Below are 23,611 nucleotides of genomic sequence, written 5' to 3'. Positions count from 1 at the left end.
AATGTAGTTGTACAGGACTTATCTGAAGTTATATCTAAAGGTCTCAGGCGAATGCCCGGTATGCTTTTTAAAGAACCTGATAAAATAGGAAACATCTTCGTATCCCAAATGATCTGCTATCTGATTTATCTGATTAGATGTTGCCAGCAGGTATCTTTTGGCCTCCAGGATAATATGTTCATTAATAAGTTCTGAACAGGTTTTGCCCAGGGTTTCTCTTGTGATTGCATTAAGCTGATACATGGAAAGATTCATCATAGCAGCATATTCAGATACTGGCTTATGGTTAAACACATGCGTCTCCAAAAGTGATAATAATTCCTCAAGCCTCTCCTGCATATAAAGGTTGACATTTCCGGAAGGATCGCTGCTGTACTGCCGGGCAAGCTCTATAGAGAAAATATTCATATTTGCCTTAATAACCTCCCAATACCCTTCTTGTTTCTCTTCATATTCCTGAAAGATATAAGTCAATATAGTGAGCAACTTTGAAAACCTGTTGGCACTAAGTTGATAATGGTTGATTTTACTTGCCTTACGTAATAAGGGGTTTGAAAAATCATCTCTGAATTGTATCAGATATCCAGTACTTTCTGCCTTCAGTACAAGTTGGTGTACCTGCCCGGGACGCAGGAAGAAAACAGCATTGTCGCAAACCGTATAAGGAGTAAAGTCTATATCATGATTACCTGCTCCTTTTTCTAAAACCAGAATATAAAAAAAGTGGTGCCTGTGCAATTCCTGAACCATGTCTTTTCCAGCAAGTAAAGTCCCAATATCCCTTATGCTAAAGCTTTCAGAAAAATCCTGCTCTTTTTGTGTTCCGTGAATATGTCTTATTGGTATTCTGTCCATTTGGATAACTGTTATCCAAATCTAGTTACATTTTACACAACAATTGATTGGATTGTCCGGTATCTTTACATAAACTGTGCAGTATTCAAACAAATCCTGTTACAAATTAATTTACAGGTAAATTTGTGATTATTAAATAATAGGAAATGGATTTTACAGGCTACCAACTATACTTTCAGACCGTATTAAATGGCGAACAGACCATCCATCCATACGAAAATCCGGCATACGTGAACTATACCAGGCTTAATTGGGCCAGGCAGCAGCGTTGGTTTAAAGTGGGCGAATTAAATAATGAGCTGGCAGGATTAATTAAAAGTATTAAATCCGGGCAGCAGTGGGTTGTTATTACCGAACCCTGGTGTGGGGACGCTGCGCATACCCTGCCATTCATTCACAAGCTTATCCAACTGAATCCTTTCATCAGACTGGACCTTCAGCTTCGCGATACTCCACCACTCCTGATAGAACATTATCTCACCGGCCCAAATCAAAGCAGGTCTATTCCCAAACTGATCATCAGAAACGACGATGGTAATGATCTGTTGGTCTGGGGGCCCAGACCACTGGCCTGTCAGCAACTTTACAATCGCCTGAGGGCAGAACAGGCGGAGGACGAGGAAACAAAGCTGCAGTTGCAAAACTGGTATAATCATGATAAAGGAAAAAGTTTTCAGCAGGAACTGCTGACCGCACTCACTATCATCTCCCGCGCAGATGCTGACAGCACTTTATAGCCTTCGGCACTTACCCAAGTACCCATGTGGTGAGTTTTGAGAACGATCAGATAAAATTTTCTGATGGAGAAGTCATTGAAGCCCAAACACCGCGGTAATTAATCTAAATGTATACTATATGAAAAACTATACGTCTTATTCTGCGGCCTGCACCTGGGATGAACTTTATACTACCGGAGCCGGACCGTACAGGGACTGACTTAATTCACCCGCTTCAATAACTCACTGTTATAAATACTTACCGGTGAAATAACATTTTCATCAAGAGGGATATGGTCACCATATCTCTCTTTCATTTTTTGTTTTACCGCTTCACTACTCAGATCAAAATTCCTCAGTTTCTCTAACTGACCTACTTCTAATCCTGTTGTTTCTTTATATACTTTCCAGACTAATTCAGAACAATAGATATTGTCATCTGACCAGTCAAAATAAATATCATAATGTTTTCCGGCAAAGCGGTCCTCTACCTGTTTCATCTTCTCCAATACCGCAGGCGTCAGTATCTGCTCCCGTTTTTTCAACCGCCTTATTTCAAATTTACCTCCTTCTCCCCTGGCTATCCATTTACTTAAAGGTGTTAGCTTAACAGGTCCTACCGCTTCAAAAACAAACAACTCATTGCCCTTTTTGTACACGATCCCGCAATGACTGTACTTTGAATGCGTAGCCAACTGGATAGCCTTACTTTGCCCGGACGAAGATGTCTGGAAAATAATATCGCCATCCTTTATTTTATGATGACTCATCCTGTTGACAGCATATCCCGTTATACCAACAAGTAACAAAAAGACAATAACCAGTTTTGTTTTCAATGTTTCATCTTTTTAAGTACATCACACATCACTTCTATTTCCTCTTCTGTATTATAATAATGTACGGAAGCCCTTACAACATTACTCAGCTGATTTTTATTCATGTATATCAATGTTGACCTAGCTATTCCCACAGAAACATTAATATTATTTTCCGCCAGTTTGCTTTTTACAGTGCCACTCTCTGTTCCGTGTAAGGAGAAGGTCACTATCCCACATTTCTGGTCTCCAATATCATGCACTGTGACCCCTTCCATCTCCCCCAGCCTAAGACGCATTATACCAGCTAAATATTGTATACGCTGCCAGATTCTGTCTATACCAATGTTAAGCGCATACTCAATTGCCTTCCCCAAACCAAGGGTCAATGCGCGGCTCTTTTCATATAATTCAAACCTGCGGGCATCATCCCTTAATTTATAATCATCCTCACTTATCCACTCTATGCTATGCCCATCCATAAATAATGGCTTCACTTTATCCTGGGCCGCTTTCCTTATAAATAAAAAACCGGTACCCCGTGGCGCACGCATATACTTACGTCCTGTTACTGATAACATGTCGCAATCGATCTCCTTTACATCTATAGGCACATGCCCCGCACTCTGACAAGCATCTACCAGATAAAGGATATTGTTTTTACGGGCGATCTTACCGATTTCTACAATCGGCATCATACCACCCGCTGAAGAAGCGATATGGGTGATAGCGATCAATTTCGTTTGGACTGAAATCGCCTCTTCCAATGCTTTTAATGAGAAATTCCCCTTTGCATCATTCGGTATCACCTTAAAGACAATGCCATGCACTTTCTGTGCATGTAAAAATCCTATCAGGTTACTCACATACTCCATCTCTGAAGTAATTACCTCATCCCCCTTTTTAAAATCAATCCCGTTAAATAATATGCCCCAGCCCACACTGGCATTCTCGACAACAGCCACTTCACTCACATCGGCATTGATCAGTTTAGCGATCAGGGTATAAGTGTTTTCCAATGCCACACTGTACTTATTCTCAGCTTCATATCCACCCAATAAGGCTTCGTCTTTCAGGTATTCGATCACCGTGTCAACGACTATATCCGGGTTCAGGGAAGAACCTGCGTTATTAAAGTGGATTTTTCCGGCTGTTCCTTTAGTTTCAGCCCTGAATTGCTGTATTTCCCGGGGGTTCAATGCTGTAGTTTCCATACCGCAAAGTAAAACCATATATCCATATTAAAACAGATGCAGAATTGTTTTTTTTGACCAGATCAGATTTGGGCAGATTAGCCACTATGATACATTCCCCTTCAATTCCCCTCATGCATTACAGCCCTGAAAATTCATTAACAGGCCATTTAAAAAGTTCTCTGATGGCTCATTCTATCATCATTCCTTTATCACACCTATAGCACTCCTATATCATTCTACTGGCATTCCTATATCCAAACGATATAGGAATGATGAAAGAATGCTGAAGGAATGAGCTTTCAGCGATGAAGGGATATAGGATTTATACTCAAACCACAGTCTAATAAAGCATAGAGCACGATATTTTGAGACTTTTGTCTCAGGTAGGGTTTACAGACCTGCTTTACCTTTATGGAATGGAATGGTATCACTATTTATCCGGCTTCTTCGCAGGCGTTTTTTTGACCAATGCACTCCCTCATTTCGTGCATGGCATTTCCGGCAACAAATTTCCTACTCCCTTTTCCAAACCGGGAGGAATAGGATTATCGTCTTCCACGACGAATGTTATATGGGCTTTGTTCAATATGGTTGTGGGATATCTCCTGCTGACTGCCGGGCCTTTAAATATCCCCGTTTTCTTTGCAGGAATTGCGGTGATAAGCATCTTCTCAAGTATCCATTTCCAGCGCAAGCATAAAGAAGATTAAAACCACTACTATACGGTAATATTCCTTCAGTTCTTTCCGGAAGACGGAAAGCGCTAAAGGAATATTTTTTTTGATTCAGAAAAATTGTATAACCTTTGTATAGCAATTAAAAATAAAATGGACACTGATTCATTTAATCTTACAAAGTTTTTTTACCATCCCTTCACCATCTTTAACACTTCTCCTCCAAAGATCTAGTTAAACTACCTATACAACTCCTTGTACATGATTGTACATGGTCCAATACCTATTACTTCAACAAAATACATATGGAATCAACTGTTTTAATTAAGTGGCTGATAATCATCGGCCTGCCCATTCTATGCCTGGTTCTTTACCGCATTATCCTCCGTACTTTCTTCGGTGTTATTATTGTTCCTGAAGATAAGATCGGACTTGTTACCAAAAAGTTCGTATTAGTAGGTAACCAGTCGTTACCCGAAGGCCGTATCATCGCTACGGACGGTCAGGCTGGTTTCCAGGCACAGACACTTGCTCCCGGTGTTTATTTCGGGAAATGGTTCTGGCAATATGATGTTACTTTCCAGCCCTTCACCATCATTCCTACCGGTAAAATCGGTCTTGTACTGGCCAAAGATGGTACAGAGCTGCAACCGGGCGCCGTATTGGCCCGTCGCGTAGATTGCGATGCCTTCCAGAATGCCAAGCATTCCTGCGCAATGGCGGACAAAAAGGACGTCAGACAGCTATTATGACACCAGGTTCTTATCGTATTAACACGTTCATTTTTGAAGTGGAAATAACGGATATGATCAACGTACCTGATAATGCGGTGGGTATTGTGACCACCATGGAAGGTAAAGCCATCGAAAGCGGACAGATTGCCGGTAAGATGATCCCTAACCATAACAACTATCAGGATACGGATACCTTCCTTGCTGCCGGTGGTTACAAAGGTTTACAGGAACAGGTGATCCTCTCCGGATCTTATTTCTTAAATCCCTGGTTTGCGAAAGTGGAAATGCTGAAGATGACCGAGATCCCTATCAGCCATGTGGGTGTTGTGATCTCTTATGTGGGTAGTGACGGGGAAGACCTGAGTGGTGTTGAATTCAAACATGGTAACATCGTTGGCAAAAACCATAAAGGTGTATGGGCAGAGCCACTGGGGCCAGGTAAATATCCTATCAACCCTTATATCATGAAGGTAGAATATGTGCCTACTACCAACCTGGTTTTAAACTGGGCGGCATCACGCAGTGAAGCACACCAGCTGGATAAGAACCTTTCTACTATTACAGTACGTAGTAAAGATGGGTTTACCTTTAACCTGGATGTGGCACAGATCATTCATATTCCTGCCATAGAAGCGCCTAAAGTAATTGCCCGTTTCGGTAATATGGGTAACCTCGTCACACAGGTACTGGAACCTACCATCGGTAACTATTTCCGTAACTCCGCACAGGATTCCGATGTCATCGACTTCCTGAAAAGCCGTAAAGAAAGACAGGAATCTGCCAGAAGTCATATCGGCACCGTGCTGGAACAATACAACGTATTCGGTGTGGATACACTGATCGGAGATATCGTTCCACCTGAAAGTCTGATGAAAACACTGACCGACCGTAAAATTGCGGAAGAGCAGAAAGTGACCTACGAAACGCAGATGCGTGCGCAGGAAACAAGACAGGCGCTTGAAAAGGAAACAGCGATCGCAGAGATTCAGAAAGAGATTGTAAAGGCAGATCAGGGCGTATTGATCGCTGAAAGAATTGCAGATGCTACCGTGAAGAAAGCAACCGGTGATGCCAACAGTATGCGTTTACAGGCCAATGCGGAAGCCGACAGGATGAAGCTGATGGCAAGTGGTGAAGCAGAAAAAGTACGTCTGTTAGCAATCGCTGAAGCAGAACGTACAGAACTGGTAGCGAAAGCGGATGCAGAGAAAATCACTTTAACGGGTAATGCAGAAGCAGGAAAGATACTGGCTATCGGTAAATCCAGCGCTGAATCTTATAAACTGGCAGTGGAAGCAATGGGAGGAAATAACTTCACTCAACTGAAAGTGATGGAAGCGATAGGTGAACAGCATATCAAGATCATGCCTGATGTACTGATCAGCGGTGGAGATGGCGCTAATGGCCCTATCAGTGGCTTATTAGGATTAAAATTGCTGGAAGAGTTAGGGAATAAAAAGACCAATGAATCAAAAGCTGATAATCTTTAATGCTATCATAAAAAAGGAAAGCTGCCCCATAAAAGGGCAGCTTTCCTTTTTATATTAATACCGGTATAAGACTTATTTTTTAGGATAAACCGGGTTAATTCCGGCTGCTTTTAATTTTTTGATCACGCCTTCTGCCAGCTGCCTTCCCTGTGTTACACCATTCTCAATAGCATCGCGATAATGGATGCCACCATACAGGCGGGAAATAGCAGCTTCCTGTGAAGCCTGGTTAAAAGAGGTAAATGAACGTGCAGGGATTTCGAACATCTCTTCGGAATTATCAGTAAAGGAGAAGTTATCTCCCAGCATATAAGTTAATACGGTCGATTCCGCAGTAGATGCAATACTATGTCCGCTCACATACTCAGGGAATGGGGGTGTTTGCAGCAGTGGCTTCCATTTAGCATCAATATTCTTCTGGATGAACGTTTCAGGACGAACACGGTTAGTGGAATATTTCGTATCCCAGCAGGCAATAAAAGCATCCATCATGGTAGTAGCAGAGATAGCATGTAAGATGATGGTATGATCAAAATCAAGGTTTGCTTTTCGTGCAGCGATCCCTGTTACATTCATCCAGTGACCACCTGGCGTAATCTTCTTAAAACCAATGGCCATATGACCATAAGTGCTTACTGCAAAAGGATTACAATCCCAGAAGGAAGCAATGTTCAGATATTCCTGGTTATCTTTCAGTGCGGCACTGGTACGATATACTTCCATGTTTAACTTATAAAAATCACTGCTGGTATCTTTGCTGAACGGTGTAGGTGGCAAAGCCGGATACTGATTACAGGAATCAATGATCATAGGCCTGATGGTACGCCAGTGTGGCTCTACCGCATCCATGTAGGCAGGCGGAGTAGGATACCAGTATGCGTCTCCTTTTAACGGAGTATAACGTAAACGGGTACTTAACTTACCATAACCATCTCCTTTAGACCATTTCACAATCTGTGCAGCTACCTCTGTAGCTGCAGCCACAGAATGTTTAATGATACTATCAGGTACTTTATCTTTCTTAAATAACGCTATCAGTTTTTCCTCATCCTGTTGCAGCATAAAACCGGAAGGCAATAATTGTTTACCGGCTTCCAGAATAGCATATACCGCGGCAACATGGTAATCATATTTACCCACCGTATCGCTGATAGTGATAACAGGATATGATTTAATGAATCCTTTAGGCGAAGGAATGTCTTTATTATTCATGGCTACTATCTGGTAAGCAGCCAGGGTGGCATAACTATAAAAACGGGTAGCCGCCGGTGGATTGATTACATCATGCATCATCACCATCGTCAATGAAAAAACAGAAGGCTGAATATAATCAACGATACCCCGATTCTCTTTCTGCTGTGCGTATCCAAACTGACAAAATAATAATAGTCCTATGATAAATCTTTTCATGGTTTACTTTTCTTTATAGAGTGATACACCTTCATTATTAACACCTACGATCACATACTTCTTACCGCCAATCGTGATAGCGGTAGCTGACTTCACATCGCCCTTTACAGAAAGACCCGCATCCGGCTGATCAACATAACTGAAATCTCCTTTACCATTGCCTTTGAGCAGACAGCCATAACAGGCGTCTATACTTCCCAGTTTTAGTCTGTTATCGCTGTGATTACCGAACAATAAGAGGTCCGCTTTACCATCATGGTCAAAATCTCCTGTCACTATTTTTGAGACCACAGAGAATTGTGCCTGTGACGGTAACGGATCAGGAATAAATTTTCCGTTTTTATACAACAGGCATATTGTTCTTGTTTCATTGACCGTCAGCTTACCTGCTTTTGCAAGATCTTCCGGAGCGATAATTTCCTTCATGGTAGCATTCGCATAGTTCTTATAAGAACTGAATTTCCGGCGCATCGGATAAATCTGGTCATTTAGTTCATCCCGGCTAACAAAAGGATAACTCACTCCCTGTATATAAAAGTTCAGGAATGGATCGATAGAACCATTCTTATCGAAATCTGCATAGTATAATTCAGCAGGTTCTTTTGCAGACACATGGATCTGTGTATTATTACCCAGATTACCTGCGATGATATCATCATGCCCATCACCATCTACATCTGCCAATGATAAGCTGAACCAGAAGCCACCCAATGGCTGATCAAAGTATGCTGCTGTTTTATCTGTGAACCCGGTAGCCTTATTGGCAAATACCATTACAGGCATAAACTCTCCGCAGATCACGAGATCTTTTCTGCCGTCATTATCGAGGTCCGACCATTGTGCATCTGTGATCATACCTGCTTTGGCAAAAGGCACGTCCGCGACGGTAAACTGACCTTTGCCATTATTCACCAACAGGTAGGAAACCGGTGCTACAGGATACTGGCCAGGGATTACGCGGCCCCCTACAAAAAGGTCTATATCACCGTCATTATCAAAGTCACAGGGACGAACACAGGATTTACTATTGGCACTTAAATCGGGTAAAGCCTGCTTTGTACGGTAGAAGTTTCCCTTTCCGTCATTAAGGTATAGCTGATCCTGTAATGAAGGCGTATTAGGGTCTATAATGCCATATCCACCCATAGCCAGATAGAGATCAGGGAAACCATCCCCATTCGCATCAAAGAATGCCGCATCAGCTACCATCGTCTCCGTCTCATCTTCCAGTGTCACTTTATCGTTCGCAGCAAAACTGCCATCTTTCTGTTGCAGGTAAATCTTTCCGGGCTTCTCCGTATCTCCGCTGATAAAGAGATCTTCCAATCCATCCTTGTTCACATCTGCTTTTGCTATTACAGGTCCTGCTTTGGAATACATAAACATCATCAGTAACTGGCGTTTAAAATCGTTCCTGCCGTTATCAGTATGTTTATAGTCTATGATGCCATTTGTTTTGCTGAAGATGCCTTTTGGAGAAGGAGTAACGGTAAAGGTAGCATCAGGAGCATAATCTACTTTCAGCAATTCGTTGGCTGCCACTCCTTTCATGTGCTGCACCTTATTATCCGGCCATATGATACGAACAGAATCTATGGTAGTAGCATTGCCCAGTCCAAACAACAGTTGAGTAGATACAGCAGAGAGATACCCTCTGTTGGGATTTACTTCCTGGAATTGTGACAACCCGTTTGAATACACATATACTTTAGCGCCGATAGCATTGGTATTAGCACCGTTCCCTTTTAATTTAAAGGCGATATAAGAAGTATGATTGTTCTCCCGGCTCATATTCTGATAGATGGACGCTTCATCATCAATGTTATTCACTACAAGGTCCAGGTCTCCGTCGTTATCCAGATCGGCATATACAGCGCCACTGGAAATACCGGATTTATTCATGCCCCAGTCTGCCTGCATATTGGAGAAGGTGAGGTCATGTTTATTTTTGAAGATGTAGTTTTTAAGTGAGGTAGAAGGCATAGAAGAAACCAGCTCCATGAGCTTCACAGGCTCGCGGTCAATGGCCTTTTTCACTTTATAGTCACCCCAGTATTTAAGGAAATCTTTGTTGGTATAATCGCGGAGATAGCCGTTTGTAACGAATATATCCTTAAAGCCATCGTTATCAAAATCTGCTATCAGCGGGCACCAGCTCCAGTCGGTATTGGATATCCCGGCCATCTGCCCTATTTCGCTGAATGTACCATCTCCGTTGTTCAGCTGCAACATGTTGCGCATGTACTGCTTGTAGAGGTTCTGTGACTGCATCAGTTCAAAGGTTTCGTAGCTCTCCTGTAGTTGCAGGAGTTTCTGTCGCTGGTTGTCTTCGGGCAGCATATCCAGGGTCATGATATCCGGTAAGCCATCGTTGTTGAAATCTGCGATGTCCACGCCCATTGAAAACTGGGAAAGATGCCTGAAGCAGCTTTTGGAATCTTCGTTAAAAGTACCATCATGATTATTGATATAACAATAATCAGGTTCGTTATAATCATTGGTTACATAGATATCCTGCCAGCCATCCTGGTTCACGTCCGCAATAGCCACCCCCAGTCCAAAGGTGAGCGGGTTTTGTATAATACCTGCTTTCCGGGATACATCTGTAAAATGATTGTTATCGTTCCTGTACAATTTATTACCGGCCAGGGAATCGGTTTCATTCTTTAACTGGGCAAAGTCTATGTTATCGATTTTCTTCACATTATGGTTTAGCAGGAACATGTCCAGGTCACCGTCATTATCGTAATCAAAGAACACCGCATTAGTGCTATATCCCGGATCGTCCAAACCATAGGCTGCTGCTTTTTCTTCAAACTTCGCGTTGCCTTTATTGATGAACAATTGGTTTCTGCGCAGTTCATCACTGAATTTGCCGGAGTAACATACGTAAATATCCAGCAAGCCATCCCCATTCACATCCGCCATTGTTACCCCTGTTTTCCAGCCGCCCTGTTTGCCTTCAAGGCCTTTACCGGCCTCTTTGGTAATGTCTTTAAATTTCATGTTGCCCATGTTGAGATATAACTTATCGGGCATCATATTGGCGGTGAAATAAAGGTCCTGCAAGCCGTCATTATTAATATCGCCTACGGCAACGCCGCCGCCGTTATAGAAATATTCGTAAGCCAGTACATTGAGTTTTTCTGTCTCATTGAGTGTGTTACTGAACTTTACATTTGTTGTTTTGGAGGGGAGTAACTGAAAAAGCGCTTGTGCTGTAGTGATACCGGGAAAGATGAACAGCAGTAAAATAAGTAATCGTGTTGTGGTAGTGGAACAATTCATTGAAGGAAGTTTTTTTTAGAAACGCACTACAAAAGGAGAAGGCAAAAAGGTAAAAGTTAATGCAGCCGAAGCCACATTAACTTTTACACATGTTCAATAGTCAAAAAGCTCTTACAAATTATTTATTGTGCATCCCACCATATTCTGGAAGTCCATGTATCACCACCGGATAAACGGCCTACAGCAGTATTGTAGTTTACAGTGTTAAGCGTCGCTTCTGATGGTGGATAAGGCTGCCTTCTCGGAATAGTACCATTGGAGAAATTACCAGAGTATACTACCGGAGTCAGTACGGGATAATCTGATCTTTTCCAGTTAAGGTATGACTCAATATAATTAAACGCCAGTCCGGTAGTAGCCCAGTATTGCTCATTGATCTGTTTCAGGGAAGCAGTAGTAGAACTTATATCCAACGGATGTGCAGCCGCAAAAGCCGTAGCAGTTGCAGAGGAAATCGTAAGATCTGTACCAAGTGAGGCCAATTCGGTCTGCGCTGCCATTACACCATTTGCATAATGTACTGCAGCAGTACTACCCACATTCCATCCTCTTGCAGCAGCTTCAGCCAGCATCAGTTCTGTTTCTGCATAAGTCAGTACAAAAATGGGAGCATTGGTATTAGCGTATACCGTGTAACGTGGACGGGAATATTTGCCAATCGGGCTACCGGTAGTAGCACCCGGATAAGTAGGATTAGTAAGCAGATTACTGATATCTGTTGTGCTACCATTCAGGTCAAACCCATTGGGCATACCAATTTGTTTAGACGAATCTACGATACCAGCAACAGCATTTCCGTTTGTTTCTGCATCAGTAGATATTTCCGCGCATACAGTCAATCTGGGATCGTTATTCTTTCTAAGATAATTGATCAATGTTCTACTCCATTTTGTCTGATAAATATCTACACCATATACCCTGTTCTGTGCATTATCATGTCCGTTGGAATTTTGCACAGCCAGCACTGCATTATCAGCATTACTTGCGAAAGTTCCACCGGCAGCAGCTGCCTCTGCCCATTTCTGTGCAGTGGTGGCATCTATTTTAGTTAAGCGCATAGCCATGCGTAACATTAACGAATAACCGAACTTCTTCCATTTGGCAACATCTCCTTTATAATACATATCACCGGTAGCTACTGTTTTACTTGCATCTAACATAGCGATAGCAGCAGTCAGTTCTGTAAAGAAGGAATTATAGATATCCTGTTGTTTATCGTATACGGGCAGTGTGATCCCTTCTTTTCCCTGGAAAGCCTGGGAATATGGAACGTCTCCATACACATCTGTTACCTGCTGCATGATCATCAGTTTCATGATTGTACTAACAGCAGTTACATTTGCCTTGGTAGCATCAGCTGAAGTTAACTTGATCGCTTCAGCTACCAGGTTACCTGCACCGGTATAGTACTGGTCAGTAGCACCATAATCAGTATTCCATATACGGCCCTGGTAATCGGGGGTAGACCCTGATGCCACGTATTTATCCGGGTTGGACAAATAGTTGGACTGCAGAGAAGAAGTGGAAGCCAGTGTTTGCGCCCACATACTGGAGAACAGGAATAAATTATATCCCTGTGAAGAAAAAGCCATCTGACCACTTGTGATCAGGTAATTCGGATCGAGCAGATCTGCACTGGTTGCCTTTGGATCCGTATTAATTGCATTAAAATCTTTGGTACATCCCACCTGTAGAAGAGCAGAAGCAATACCAATATATAAGAGTATTTTTTTCATGTCTATACTTATTTAAATTTGATATTAACGTTCACTCCATAAGTCCTGGTAGAAGGAACACTTGTACCTTCGATACCTGCATATCTAACCAGGGTAGAGAATCCTGCTTCAGGATCGATGTTATCTGAATGTTTCATGATTGTCCAGAGGTTACGTCCAACCAGGGAAATCTGGGCACTGCGTATCAATGGTAAACCTGACAATACTTTTTCAGAAATAGTATAGCCAAGTGTCACCTGACGTAACTTGATGTAATCTCCGTTCAGCACACTTGTAGATGTGATACCGGTTGCAACCTGCTGGAAGTATGCTTTTGGCGTAACAGCTGTAGTATTTGTGGTACCATCTGCATTTACACCTACAGTTATCGCATTTGCATCCCTGCCTACCAGTGTTGATTTATTCAGACCACGTAAAATGGTGTATGCCTGGGTTGCGGAAAGGATTTTATTACCATAGTTATAATCGATCAGGAAAGACAGATTAAACCCTTTGTAGTTAAAATCATTGTTCAGACCACCATACAAAGTAGGTAATACAGAACCCCAGTTTTTCAGTGCACCTCTCACAGGTAAACCACTCGCTACAATCATCTCACCTTTTGCATTATAAGAGTAATCATATGCCTGGATCTGTGGACCTGCCATACCTTTCACGAATGCGGTTACACCGGATCCGGGAGCAGCACGGTAAGTACCCTGGCTTACGGTATTACCATTCTGATCGGTTTCCAGGATCTTATTCTTCACTGAAGTAAGGTTAAAGGAAACATTCCATCCAAAGTCTTTTGACTGTACAGGAGTACCGGTCAGCAATACTTCCAAACCTTTATTCTGGGTACTACCGGTAGGTACATATCCCTGGGAATAACCAGTTGAAGTACTGAAAGAAGACTGCATAATTTCATTCCTTGTTTTGCGGTCAAAGTAGGCGATATCCAATCCTAAACGGTTATCAAAGAATTTTACTTCCGCACCTACTTCTATTTCTTTCACCTTGAATGGTTTCAAAATACCACTTGGTAAAGAATTGCTGAATCTGGCAGTAGGATAACCATTAACGGTACCTTCCAGAGAATAATAAACAGAAGTTTTGTAAGCATCAGCAGGTTCACCACTTGTTTGTGCATAAGAAGCACGTACCTTACCATAACTCATATGAGGTATATGTGCTACTTCGGAGAATATAAAGCTACCTGATACAGATGGCGTAAATATGTGTGTCTGACTGCTTGGTATTCCAACACCTGCAAGAGTAGAGAATGCATCATACCTGCCTGTAGTATTTAATGTGAGGAAGTTTTTATAACTCAGATCCACTGTGTAATACCCGGAATGAGATTCTTTCTTATAATAATCATAATTCCTGTTATAGGAATACACGTTGGAAGGTGTATAAAAATTATCAATAATGAAAGGACCACCACTGATGGTAACATTATCAAATCCATTCTTCAGAATGTTAGCACCTGCTACAACATCCAGATGAAGGTCTTCAGTCAGCTTAGTACTGGAACCCAGGAAAAAGTCACCGTTTAACTGGTAATACTGAATCGTCTGCATGTTAATGCTACCTGAATGGCCCGGATAAGTAGAACCAAAAGTATAATCAGTTCCGGAAGGCTCAATTTTTAAAATACGGTCGTTTGACAGATCATATCCTAAACGTCCCTGTGCATATAACCAGCTTGTAAGGTCATAACGTGCAGTAATCGCACTGATAAAGCGTTTCCTGCTGATATTATTTACATACTTATTTATTACGAACCATGGGTTGGTAACATAGTTATCATCACTGAATACTATTTCACGACCAGTCGCTGGGTTGAAACCTGGCTTCAGGATGTCTTCGTTAATGTTAGGAGCGAGGAACAATCCATTATTTGCGTTCAGCGGTCCGTCACTCAACTGTGGTTTATTCTGTTGCTGTTCATCCACATAGTTTGCCATTACCTTCACATTCAACTTGTCAGTGATTTTCTGATCCACATTCAGGTTGATGCTTTTCCTGGTAAGACCACTGTTACGAACAATAGACTGGTTGTCCAGGTTCGACATTGACAAACGGAAAGTACCTTTTTCTCCGCCACCGGATACAGAGACTGTATTAGTGAAAGAAGGCCCTTTTCTATAGAAATTAGCAATATTCTTTTTATAAGGAGAGTAAGCATAAGATTTACCATCAAACTGGGTAAAGGAAGAACCATCCATTTTGCCACCGAAAGCAAACCTTGCAGCTCCCTGTGCATCTGCAGCATTCACTGGTTTCACACCGTTCAGGCCCTGACCATATGTATACTGGTAATCTGTATAATCTATCGCTTTATCTATTGCGTAGTTCATGTTATACTCAACAGTGAAAGCACCTTTTTTACCAGACTTGGTAGTGATCTGGATAACACCGTTAGCTGCTCTTGCACCATATAAAGCAGATGCTGCCTGACCTTTCAGTACAGTCATGCTTTCGATATCATCCGGATTGATATTACCGATACCATCACCGGCATCAGCACCACCCCACTCACCAGCAGCACCACGCTGTGTATTGTCCATAGGTACACCGTTAATTACAAATAACGGAGAACCTGCCTGGTTCATACTTGGCATACCTCTTAACAGGATACGGGCTGATGAACCCGGACCGCCGCTTGAACCATGCACACTCACACCGGCAATACGGCCTCCGAGAGAAAGTGCTACGTTACTTTCCCTTGCCTGAGTCATCAGTGATCCATCAATTTTAGAAACAGAGTAACCTACTTTACCTACATCTTTAGTAATACCCAATGCCGTTACCACCAACTCTCCCAATTGAGTGGCAGATTCGTCCATCAACAGATCGAGTGAAGATTGATCGGCAGTAACCTGCATAGATTTAGTACCATATCCTACAAGTGAAACCTGCAATGTAAAAACACCCAAGGGGGCATTTAATGTGAAAGAACCATCATTACCTGAAACTGTAGCGAGATTCTTTCCTTTAGCCAAAATAGTTACACCTGGAAGTGGTGCCCCTGATTTTGCATCTTTGACAGTTCCTTTCAACTGTCTTGTTTGGGCAAATGCTACTGAAGACAGTAGCAGCGCAATAACCAGCAAACGAAGTTGTCTCATTATCGATTTAGTTTTTGGTTTGAAAATAAACGAGCGCCTTGCACTCTCTCTGATTCACGGGCAAAGAGCTCCGGATTGGTCCTACATTTCATCATTGTTCCTGTTTTTCTGTTTTATAGTATTTAATGAGCAATACGATGTCAGCTCGCCTTTTAGGCAAGAATTTGGTTGAGTATTCTGAAATGATTATTTAATTAAGTAGAGCTATTTTTTCATTGTTTTTGTTTTATAGAATTAAAAAATGAGCAATACAAATCCTGCTCGCCTTTTAGGCAAGAATTGGTTGATCATCCTGAAGATGATTATTTATTAAGTGGTGTTATTTTTTTTCATTGTTCAACTGCTATAACACACACGAATTATCACTAAGTTCAAAACCAGATACAGGCTATCAGCCTGTTATATTTATCTCAATAAATTTTCCATAATTGAAGACGGCAAAATGAGGCAGTATATCTCTCAGATTACTAATGTCTCATACCGTATTATTCCAAAAAAATGAAGTGTTTTTCTATTACGTGATTAAAAGATTATTGGTTACTTCCCGAAAATTCAATTGTTCAATAATTCACAATGACAAGTACTATTAAATTACAATGTCCCACACACCGTATTATCCTAAAAAATGAAGTTTTTTCTGTTACGTGATTACAAGATTAATTGGTTGCTTCCTAATAAAAATTCAATAGTTCAATAAATCCAATGATAAGTTCTCTCGAGATAATACGTTTAACACAACAAGCTCTATTCTGCGTTCTTAATACATTCACTGTTTACGTTCACTGTTATTCTAACACAAAGTACTAAATTTTAACATTTTGTACAATAGCCAAGAAGTTCCACATAGTTATAACCTATTAAGAGTTAAAACAAATACTATTTTAACAACTACTGGCAGTATATACGCTTTACTCCATTTTTCTTTGTATCACCAGGGCTTTTCTTTACCCAATAGCTTAATTAACCAAAAAAAACTTGTGAAATAAAGGTTAAATTTTTAGTCTTATGCAAGTTAATATTATTAAATATTTATTCCACCCATATTAGTAATAAATATGTTATTAATTCCTATATTGTTTAAAGACCCAATTCACTAAATCCTTTAACCCATTATCATATAAAGGAATAAAACGCATTCTATGCTTCCTCTCCCTCATAAATAACACCTGACAGTACCCAAATGTTAAATGCTCCCGGGGGCAATTCAATACCGCACCATTCTTATTTTAGTTTATCTGCTTTTACGCCTTCTTTGGTAATCTTTACCGGGATAATAAACCCATTCTCATCAAAATGCATTTCATCTATACAGAGTACCCTGTTATTGGCAGCTGTCTCTGTTAAAGGCCGTCTGTGGTAAACAATATACCAGCGATCCGTACCTGGTACATTAATCACAGAATGATGCCCGGCGCCGGTTGCCACGGCTGTATCCTGTTGTAAAATCTTACCTATCCTCTTAAAAGGACCGGCAGGAGAATCTGCGATAGCATAGGCCACAGAATAATCCGGGCCACCCCATCCCCCTTCAGACCACATAAAATAATATTTACCATTCCTGATAAACATAAAGGGTCCTTCTACATAACCGGATGGTGTAATCTCATTAAAAACAGTATCTACCGTTTTAAAGTCAGCACTCAGTTTTGCAATGTTGCAATGCTGCCAGCCACCGTAAATGATATAATACTGTCCGTCTTTATCATGAAATACAAACTGATCTATAGGTTGCGCCCCATTGTGGAACTTATCTATCAATGGTTTACCAAGGTAGTCTTTATAGGGCCCGGCCGGACTATCTGCCACTGCTACGCCAATCCCGCCTTTAGCGTCATTATTCTGGATATCATTTGCTGCAAAGAAGAAATAGAACCTGCCTTCCTTTTCCACGATAGCGGGCGCCCACATAGCCCTGTTGGCCCATTTTACAGCAGCCGTATCCAGGATATGGTCGTGTTTGGTCCAGTTTACCAGGTCGCGGGAGGAGAAGGCATCAAAAAATACCTGTTTCTCATATCTGTCTGAAAAAGTAGGGTAAATCCAATATTGCCTGCCGAAAATAGCAGCCTCGGGATCGGCATACCATCCCTGGATAATAGGGTTGCCGGACCTCTTTTTTTGCTGTGCATCAGCAGAATACCATAAACCAATAAGTAGCAGCAGCATTAGTGCCTTCCTCATAATATTTCCAGTTTAGGCCTACAAGATAGTAATAGCAGTTTTCTTTTCCCAACACCGTCTGTCATTACAAATGCGGGCTGTATTGAAATTTGTGCTTAATTTTATTTCAGCATTCAAAAATAAGGACTATTGCCAGAGGAGCGGGAATTGATGAAGCAGATCGCCAGAGGGGATGAATCTGCGTATACACTTGTCTTTAATAAATACAGCAAACAGGTGTTTGATGTGGCTATGCTTTACGTAAAAGACACCATTACTGCACGTGAAATAGTACAGGAAGTCTTTCTTAAAGTATGGCTGAAGAGGGAAACTATGCCTTCTATCAACAATTTCGAAGATTACCTCTTTATCCTCACCAGGAACCATATATATGATTCCTTTAAAAAACAGGCCGTACGCAGTAAAGCCTATGATTACCTGTTCCATCACCAGCCTACCGCTGTAGATGATGCCGATTACCGCCTCCAGGACCATCAGTATGAAAATCTGCTGGATAAAGCTGTTTCCCATCTGCCCCCGGAACGTAAAAAGGTATATGTAGCCAGAAAAGAGGGTTTCAGCAATGAAGAGATCTCCCATCACCTTAATATTTCTATCCATACTGTAAAGAAACAGATGCAACTCGCGATGTCCTCTGTACGCACTTTTATCAAACAACGCCTTTCTTAAAAATATTTTCTGCCCCAATACTCCTTTTGATTTTACCGCTCGTCTTTACTCCGTATCTACCGCTGCCAAATGTATCGTTTATGACAACGTCAGAAATTAAGCTATTACTTGAAAAGTATAAGAATAACGAGATCAGTGAGGAGGAATGCCTTCACCTGCTGCGGGAAGTAGCAGATGATGAGCATGCGGAAGCTATTAAAGCAGACATCCTTGCTGCTTTACATAGTAAAGTACCTGATGCAGGCTGGAATGAAGAAGGGATGTTAATGTCCATCTTCAGGGCGGAAAAACCGCGTAGCAGAAAAAGGGGTTACATCGCCCTTGCTGCCGTACTGGCAGGGGGAATGATCATCGTGGGGATCTATACTTTGCCGGAGAAGAAACCGGTAGTTACAGCCAGGGTTGAACACCATGCTTTAACTCCCGGAGCCACAAAAGCAATGCTGACCCTGGCAGATGGTACAGTCGTGCCCTTAGACAGCGCCAGTACAGGCACCCTCGCCCAACAGGGTAATACACAGGTGTTGAATGCCAATGGCCACCTTAGTTATAAGACACAGGGCAATACAGCGGAAGTGATGTATAACAAAGTGATGACGCCTCATGGTGGCCAATACCAGCTTACGCTTGCAGATGGCAGCCGGGTATGGCTCAACGCCGCCAGCAGCATCCGCTTCCCTACAGCCTTTACCGGTAGTGAAAGACAGGTAGAGGTGACTGGTGAAGTGTACTTTGAAATTGCGAAACAGGCTAGTCAGCCCTTTAGTGTGCGGGTGAATGATATAGACATAAAAGTACTGGGGACCAGCTTTAATATCATGGCGTACAGCGATGAACAGGCGGTGAAGACAACCCTGGTGGAAGGCGTCGTACAACTGACACATAACGGTCAGAGCAGCGTACTTAAACCAGGATTACAGGCAAGCCTGTCGGTACAGGACAAACAATTTGTGATTACACCGGCAGATATGGAACAAACCCTGGCATGGAAAGACGGAAAGTTCCGTTTCAGGAACACCAATATCAAAACCATCATGCGGCAGTTATCACGCTGGTATGATATGGACGTGACTTACCAGGGAGATGTTTCTGATATAGACCTTACCGGTGTGATATCCAGGCGGGAAGAGGCAGACAAACTGCTGAAAGCTCTGGAAACCACGCAAAGGGTACATTTTGAAGTGAATGGGAATAAAATTACAGTAATACCACATTAACAATTAAAATTTTCCAGTTATGACCACGTAAGAAATAAATCCACGGCCTGGAAAAAACCGGACCCCGACTGCAATCAGGGCCCGGCAAAAAATGGCTCCAATTTCCTTAACGTTTGAAAATCGATTATTAAGCCAAGAACACAAAAGTATGGAACTACGCGTTACATGCAAATCCCCTGAAAGGAGTGGATTTGTACACAGTAAACTATTGATGGTTATGAAATTAACTGCCATTCTCACGCTGGTATTCTCATTAAACCTGAGCGCCAGATCTTTTTCTCAAACAGTTACCATTACTGGTAAAAACCTTTCCCTCTATGAGGTGTTCAATACCATCAGTAAACAAACAGGATACGAGTTTGTTTACGACGAAAAACTCCTGCAGGGTACCGGTACAATCAGCCTTGACGTAAAAAGCGCTGCTTTACAGGAAGTACTGGACAAATGTCTGAAGAACAAGCCTCTCGCCTATTCTATTGTAGACAAAATAATAGTGATCAGCCCCAGGGCGGTGAAAAAGGAAGTAGCCGCAGTACAACCTGCTGCCCCTGTACAGGGTAAGGTGACAGATGCTGCCGGTCATCCGCTGGCTAATGTAAGCGTGCAGGTAAAAGGGACTACCCGCGGTGCGCTGACAGATGATAATGGTAATTTCTCTTTACAGGCTGAAAGTACAGATATACTGGTGTTCAGCTACCTGGGATTTGAAACGAAAGAAGTACCGGTAGGCAGTAATACCACTTTGTCCGTTGCACTGACCGAATCCAACAAACAACTGGGCACAGTGGTAGTAACAGCACTGGGTATTAAACGTTCTGAAAAATCCATCACCTACGCTACCCAACAGGTAAGCGGTGTGGAACTCACCAAAGCAAAAGATCCCAACCTGATCAATACCCTGAACGGTAAAGTAGCAGGTATGACGATCTCTTCCAGTTCTTCCGGTGTGGGAGGTTCTGCGAAAGTAATTCTGCGTGGTAATAAATCAGGATTAGGAAGCAACCAGGCCTTATACGTGATAGATGGCGTGCCGATGAACAATACGCTCAGTACTCAGCCTAACAGTGCTTATGGTGGTAGCGGCTCTTACGATGGCGGAGATCCTATCTCCAACATGAACCCGGAAGATATCGAAAGTATCTCTGTGTTAAAAGGTGCTTCTGCGGCAGCATTGTATGGCAGCCAGGGTGCAAACGGTGTAATCCTCATCACTACGAAAAGTGGCAAAGCAGGTCGTACGCAGATCAATTTCTCTTCCAGCCTCACCCTTAACCAGGCGGCTTATAAACCTTCTTTCCAGAATAGCTACGGACAAACGGATATAGGTAAAACACAAAGCTGGGGAGCTAAAATTTCCGGGGCCCAGGATAACCTGTCTTCTTTCTTCCAGACAGGTTCAACCCTTACCAACTCTATCAGCCTGGCCGGTGGTACAGATAAAATGCAAACGTATTTTTCTTATGCCAATACGGCTGCCAAAGGCATTGAACCAAAGAATAAACTGGGCAGGAACAACCTTAGCTTCAAAGAAACCGGACATTTCCTGAATGATAAATTAACGGCTGAAGCGGATGTAAACTATGTGACACAGACGATTGATAACACCCCGCTTACAGGTCTTTACTTTAATCCGTTAACAGGATTGTACCTGTTCCCACGCGGACTGGATATGCAACAGTATAAAAATAATTACGAGGTGGCAGATCCTGCCCGTAATTACCTGAAAGTGCAGAACTGGCCTTTCAATGAAGACGTACAGCAGAATCCATGGTGGATCGTAAACCGTAATCCTAACTCATTAAACAGGAACCGCCTGCTGATGAATGCCAGTCTGAAATATGAAGTGACCCCATGGTTAAGCATTCAGGCAAGAGGAAGCATAGACAGGATCAACGATGTGTACGAGCAGAAAATATATGCCGGTACCATCGCGACCCTCTCTCCTGCCAATGGTGTATATGTGTACAGTAACACAACTACCAATCAGCAGTATGGTGATTTATTGGCCAACTTTAATATACCCGTAAATAAAGATATCAGGGTTACCGGTGTTTTAGGCGGTAGTATCCGCGATGTAAAAACCGGTGGTGAGAAATTCAATTCCGGCCAGGACGGGCTTTACTACGCTAATATCTTTACCATCCAGAACTTCAAAAATATCAATGCCGCCAATTCAGGCACCTTACAGGAAAATCATAGTCAGTTCCAGTCTGTTTTCGGTAGTGCAAACATTTCGTATAAAGAATGGGCATTCCTCGACCTGACTGCCCGTAATGACTGGTCTTCCAACCTGGCGTATACGCCTAACAAGTCGTACTTCTACCCTTCTGCCGGTCTTAATGTCATCCTGAGTCAGTTAGCCCATCTGCCTTCAGCGATCAGTTTTGCCAAAGTACGTGGTTCTTATGCACAGGTGGGTAACTCCCCACTGGCCTACCAGACCTTCCCTGCGCAGAATACTATCGGTGCAGGTGGTGGCATCATAGGTAATAATGTAGCGCCTTTTACCGACCTGAAACCTGAGAAAACAGTGTCTATAGAATTTGGTACAGAATGGCATTTCTTTGAGAACCGCCTGAGTGCAGATGTTACCTACTATAAAACCAATACCAAAAACCAGACGTTACAGATCGCGGCCAGCAATGCCTCCTTCTATGATTCTTACTACATCAACGCAGGTAATATCCAGAACCAGGGTATTGAAGCTGTCATCAAATATGATGTGCTGAAAAACACTAAACTGAAATGGAATACCGGTATTAACTATGCGATGAATGATAATAAGATCCTGGAACTGGCGCCTGGTATCAACAGCTTTACATTAAGCGGTGCTTCCGGTTCCAACTATGCTTCCAAATTCTCGGTAGGTGGTTCTTACGGTGATATTTATGGTACCGTATTACAACACGATGCACAGGGCCGTGTGAAGATAGATGCCAATGGCAACCCTATCAAACAGGGTGGTGACTTCGTATATCTCGGTAATGCCAACACGAAATGGCAACTGGGATGGAATAACAACCTGGCTTATAAAGATTTCACCTTGTCATTACTCATAGATGGCAAATTTGGTGGTAAAGTAATGTCTGTCACCCAATCCATGATGGACCAGTACGGTGTTTCCAAAGTAACCGGGGATGCCCGTAATGCAGGTGGTGTAAAAGTAAATGGTGTAGATCCTAACGGTAATGCAGTAAGTACTGTAGATGCGCAGAAATGGTATACTACTATCGGCGGACGTGAAGCGGCTTCCAGTGAATACATGTACAGCGCAACCACGGTACGTTTACGCGAAGTAGCACTGGGTTATACCATACCGGTAAAGAACACCTTTGTGAAAGCATTAAAGCTGTCTCTTGCAGGACGTAACCTGTTTTACTTCTCCAAGAAAGCACCATTTGATCCGGAACTGACCATGTCTACAGCGAACGGACTTTCCGGTGTAGACATCTTCATGCCACCGGCTACACGCAGTTATGGACTGACACTGAATGCTACTTTTTAATTTGCTAAAACG

The 23,611-nt window shown here is 42.3% G+C and carries 15 protein-coding genes; 7 read left to right on the top strand and 8 right to left on the bottom strand.

The annotated features are described in order from the left end of the window. Positions 1-18 precede the first annotated feature (18 nt). Positions 19-855, bottom strand: a complete 837-nt coding sequence (locus tag GO495_RS03090) for a helix-turn-helix transcriptional regulator (protein WP_157298225.1) — start codon at positions 853-855, stop codon at positions 19-21. A gap of 146 nt (positions 856-1,001) precedes the next feature. On the opposite strand from GO495_RS03090, the gene GO495_RS03085 reads away from it, so the two are divergent. Beyond that, positions 1,002-1,592, top strand: coding sequence for a thioredoxin family protein (locus GO495_RS03085; RefSeq protein ID WP_157298224.1), 591 nt, complete (start codon positions 1,002-1,004; stop codon positions 1,590-1,592). A gap of 200 nt (positions 1,593-1,792) precedes the next feature. Here the strand turns inward: GO495_RS03085 and GO495_RS03080 are convergent, their stop codons facing one another. Then, entirely contained in the window at positions 1,793-2,407 is a 615-nt protein-coding gene (locus GO495_RS03080; RefSeq protein ID WP_157298223.1) for a YiiX family permuted papain-like enzyme, read from the bottom strand. Next, positions 2,404-3,618, bottom strand: a complete 1,215-nt coding sequence (locus GO495_RS03075; protein WP_240915136.1) for an aminotransferase class V-fold PLP-dependent enzyme — start codon at positions 3,616-3,618, stop codon at positions 2,404-2,406. The genes GO495_RS03080 and GO495_RS03075 overlap by 4 nt, the downstream gene beginning before the upstream one ends. A gap of 380 nt (positions 3,619-3,998) precedes the next feature. Between GO495_RS03075 and GO495_RS03070 the strand changes: the two genes are divergently transcribed. The 3 genes from GO495_RS03070 to GO495_RS03065 all read left to right on the top strand — a co-directional run bounded on the left by GO495_RS03070 (position 3,999) and on the right by GO495_RS03065 (position 6,480). Continuing rightward, entirely contained in the window at positions 3,999-4,292 is a 294-nt protein-coding gene (locus tag GO495_RS03070) for a hypothetical protein (protein ID WP_157298222.1), read from the top strand. Between the two features lie 269 nt (positions 4,293-4,561). Continuing rightward, positions 4,562-5,008: a hypothetical protein gene (locus GO495_RS32115; protein ID WP_240915135.1), complete on the top strand. Its 447-nt coding sequence runs from the start codon at positions 4,562-4,564 to the stop codon at positions 5,006-5,008. Continuing rightward, positions 5,005-6,480 (top strand): SPFH domain-containing protein, encoded by a 1,476-nt coding sequence (locus GO495_RS03065; protein WP_240915134.1) that lies wholly within the window; start codon positions 5,005-5,007, stop codon positions 6,478-6,480. Before GO495_RS32115 ends, GO495_RS03065 begins: the two co-directional genes overlap by 4 nt. Before the next feature lie 72 nt (positions 6,481-6,552). Here the strand turns inward: GO495_RS03065 and GO495_RS03060 are convergent, their stop codons facing one another. From GO495_RS03060 to GO495_RS03040, 5 genes are all read right to left on the bottom strand, one after another. Beyond that, the gene (locus GO495_RS03060; RefSeq protein WP_157298221.1) at positions 6,553-7,890 is read right to left on the bottom strand and encodes a vanadium-dependent haloperoxidase; all 1,338 of its coding nucleotides are present in this window, start codon (positions 7,888-7,890) and stop codon (positions 6,553-6,555) included. Between the two features lie 3 nt (positions 7,891-7,893). Further along, positions 7,894-11,178: a VCBS repeat-containing protein gene (locus tag GO495_RS03055; RefSeq protein ID WP_157298220.1), complete on the bottom strand. Its 3,285-nt coding sequence runs from the start codon at positions 11,176-11,178 to the stop codon at positions 7,894-7,896. A 122-nt stretch (positions 11,179-11,300) separates the two neighbouring features. Further along, positions 11,301-12,914 carry a SusD/RagB family nutrient-binding outer membrane lipoprotein gene (locus GO495_RS03050; RefSeq protein WP_157298219.1) on the bottom strand — a complete coding sequence of 538 codons (1,614 nt, stop codon included), beginning with the start codon at positions 12,912-12,914 and terminating at the stop codon, positions 11,301-11,303. Between the two features lie 8 nt (positions 12,915-12,922). Continuing rightward, complete coding sequence (locus tag GO495_RS03045) at positions 12,923-16,027, bottom strand: SusC/RagA family TonB-linked outer membrane protein (RefSeq protein ID WP_157298218.1); 3,105 nt, start codon at positions 16,025-16,027, stop codon at positions 12,923-12,925. Positions 16,028-17,248: 1,221 nt separating this feature from the next. Then, the gene (locus tag GO495_RS03040) at positions 17,249-18,208 is read right to left on the bottom strand and encodes a glycoside hydrolase family 43 protein (protein ID WP_157298217.1); all 960 of its coding nucleotides are present in this window, start codon (positions 18,206-18,208) and stop codon (positions 17,249-17,251) included. A 129-nt stretch (positions 18,209-18,337) separates the two neighbouring features. Here GO495_RS03040 and GO495_RS03035 point away from each other — a divergent pair, with 129 nt between their 5' ends. The 3 genes from GO495_RS03035 to GO495_RS03025 all read left to right on the top strand — a co-directional run bounded on the left by GO495_RS03035 (position 18,338) and on the right by GO495_RS03025 (position 23,599). Further along, positions 18,338-18,877: an RNA polymerase sigma factor gene (locus tag GO495_RS03035; RefSeq protein ID WP_157298216.1), complete on the top strand. Its 540-nt coding sequence runs from the start codon at positions 18,338-18,340 to the stop codon at positions 18,875-18,877. Between the two features lie 80 nt (positions 18,878-18,957). Then, positions 18,958-20,094, top strand: a complete 1,137-nt coding sequence (locus GO495_RS03030; RefSeq protein ID WP_157298215.1) for a FecR family protein — start codon at positions 18,958-18,960, stop codon at positions 20,092-20,094. Between the two features lie 217 nt (positions 20,095-20,311). Further along, on the top strand, positions 20,312-23,599 hold the full coding sequence (locus GO495_RS03025) for a SusC/RagA family TonB-linked outer membrane protein (RefSeq protein ID WP_157298214.1): 3,288 nt from the start codon (positions 20,312-20,314) through the stop codon (positions 23,597-23,599). Positions 23,600-23,611 lie beyond the last annotated feature (12 nt).

The organism is Chitinophaga oryziterrae (assembly GCF_009758125.1).
Classification (GTDB): domain Bacteria; phylum Bacteroidota; class Bacteroidia; order Chitinophagales; family Chitinophagaceae; genus Chitinophaga; species Chitinophaga oryziterrae.
This window is presented reverse-complemented; position numbering and strand designations above follow the sequence as displayed.

Excerpts from the sequence above, each read along its gene's own strand:
- GO495_RS03090 (WP_157298225.1), bottom strand. The coding sequence starts at position 855 with ATGGACAGAATACCAATAAGACATATTCACGGAACACAAAAAGAGCAG.
- GO495_RS03085 (WP_157298224.1), top strand. The coding sequence starts at position 1,002 with ATGGATTTTACAGGCTACCAACTATACTTTCAGACCGTATTAAATGGC.
- GO495_RS03075 (WP_240915136.1), bottom strand. The coding sequence starts at position 3,618 with ATGGTTTTACTTTGCGGTATGGAAACTACAGCATTGAACCCCCGGGAA.
- GO495_RS03070 (WP_157298222.1), top strand. The coding sequence starts at position 3,999 with ATGGAATGGTATCACTATTTATCCGGCTTCTTCGCAGGCGTTTTTTTG.
- GO495_RS32115 (WP_240915135.1), top strand. The coding sequence starts at position 4,562 with ATGGAATCAACTGTTTTAATTAAGTGGCTGATAATCATCGGCCTGCCC.
- GO495_RS03065 (WP_240915134.1), top strand. The coding sequence starts at position 5,005 with ATGACACCAGGTTCTTATCGTATTAACACGTTCATTTTTGAAGTGGAA.
- GO495_RS03060 (WP_157298221.1), bottom strand. The coding sequence starts at position 7,890 with ATGAAAAGATTTATCATAGGACTATTATTATTTTGTCAGTTTGGATAC.
- GO495_RS03055 (WP_157298220.1), bottom strand. The coding sequence starts at position 11,178 with ATGAATTGTTCCACTACCACAACACGATTACTTATTTTACTGCTGTTC.
- GO495_RS03050 (WP_157298219.1), bottom strand. The coding sequence starts at position 12,914 with ATGAAAAAAATACTCTTATATATTGGTATTGCTTCTGCTCTTCTACAG.
- GO495_RS03045 (WP_157298218.1), bottom strand. The coding sequence starts at position 16,027 with ATGAGACAACTTCGTTTGCTGGTTATTGCGCTGCTACTGTCTTCAGTA.
- GO495_RS03040 (WP_157298217.1), bottom strand. The coding sequence starts at position 18,208 with ATGAGGAAGGCACTAATGCTGCTGCTACTTATTGGTTTATGGTATTCT.
- GO495_RS03030 (WP_157298215.1), top strand. The coding sequence starts at position 18,958 with ATGACAACGTCAGAAATTAAGCTATTACTTGAAAAGTATAAGAATAAC.
- GO495_RS03025 (WP_157298214.1), top strand. The coding sequence starts at position 20,312 with ATGAAATTAACTGCCATTCTCACGCTGGTATTCTCATTAAACCTGAGC.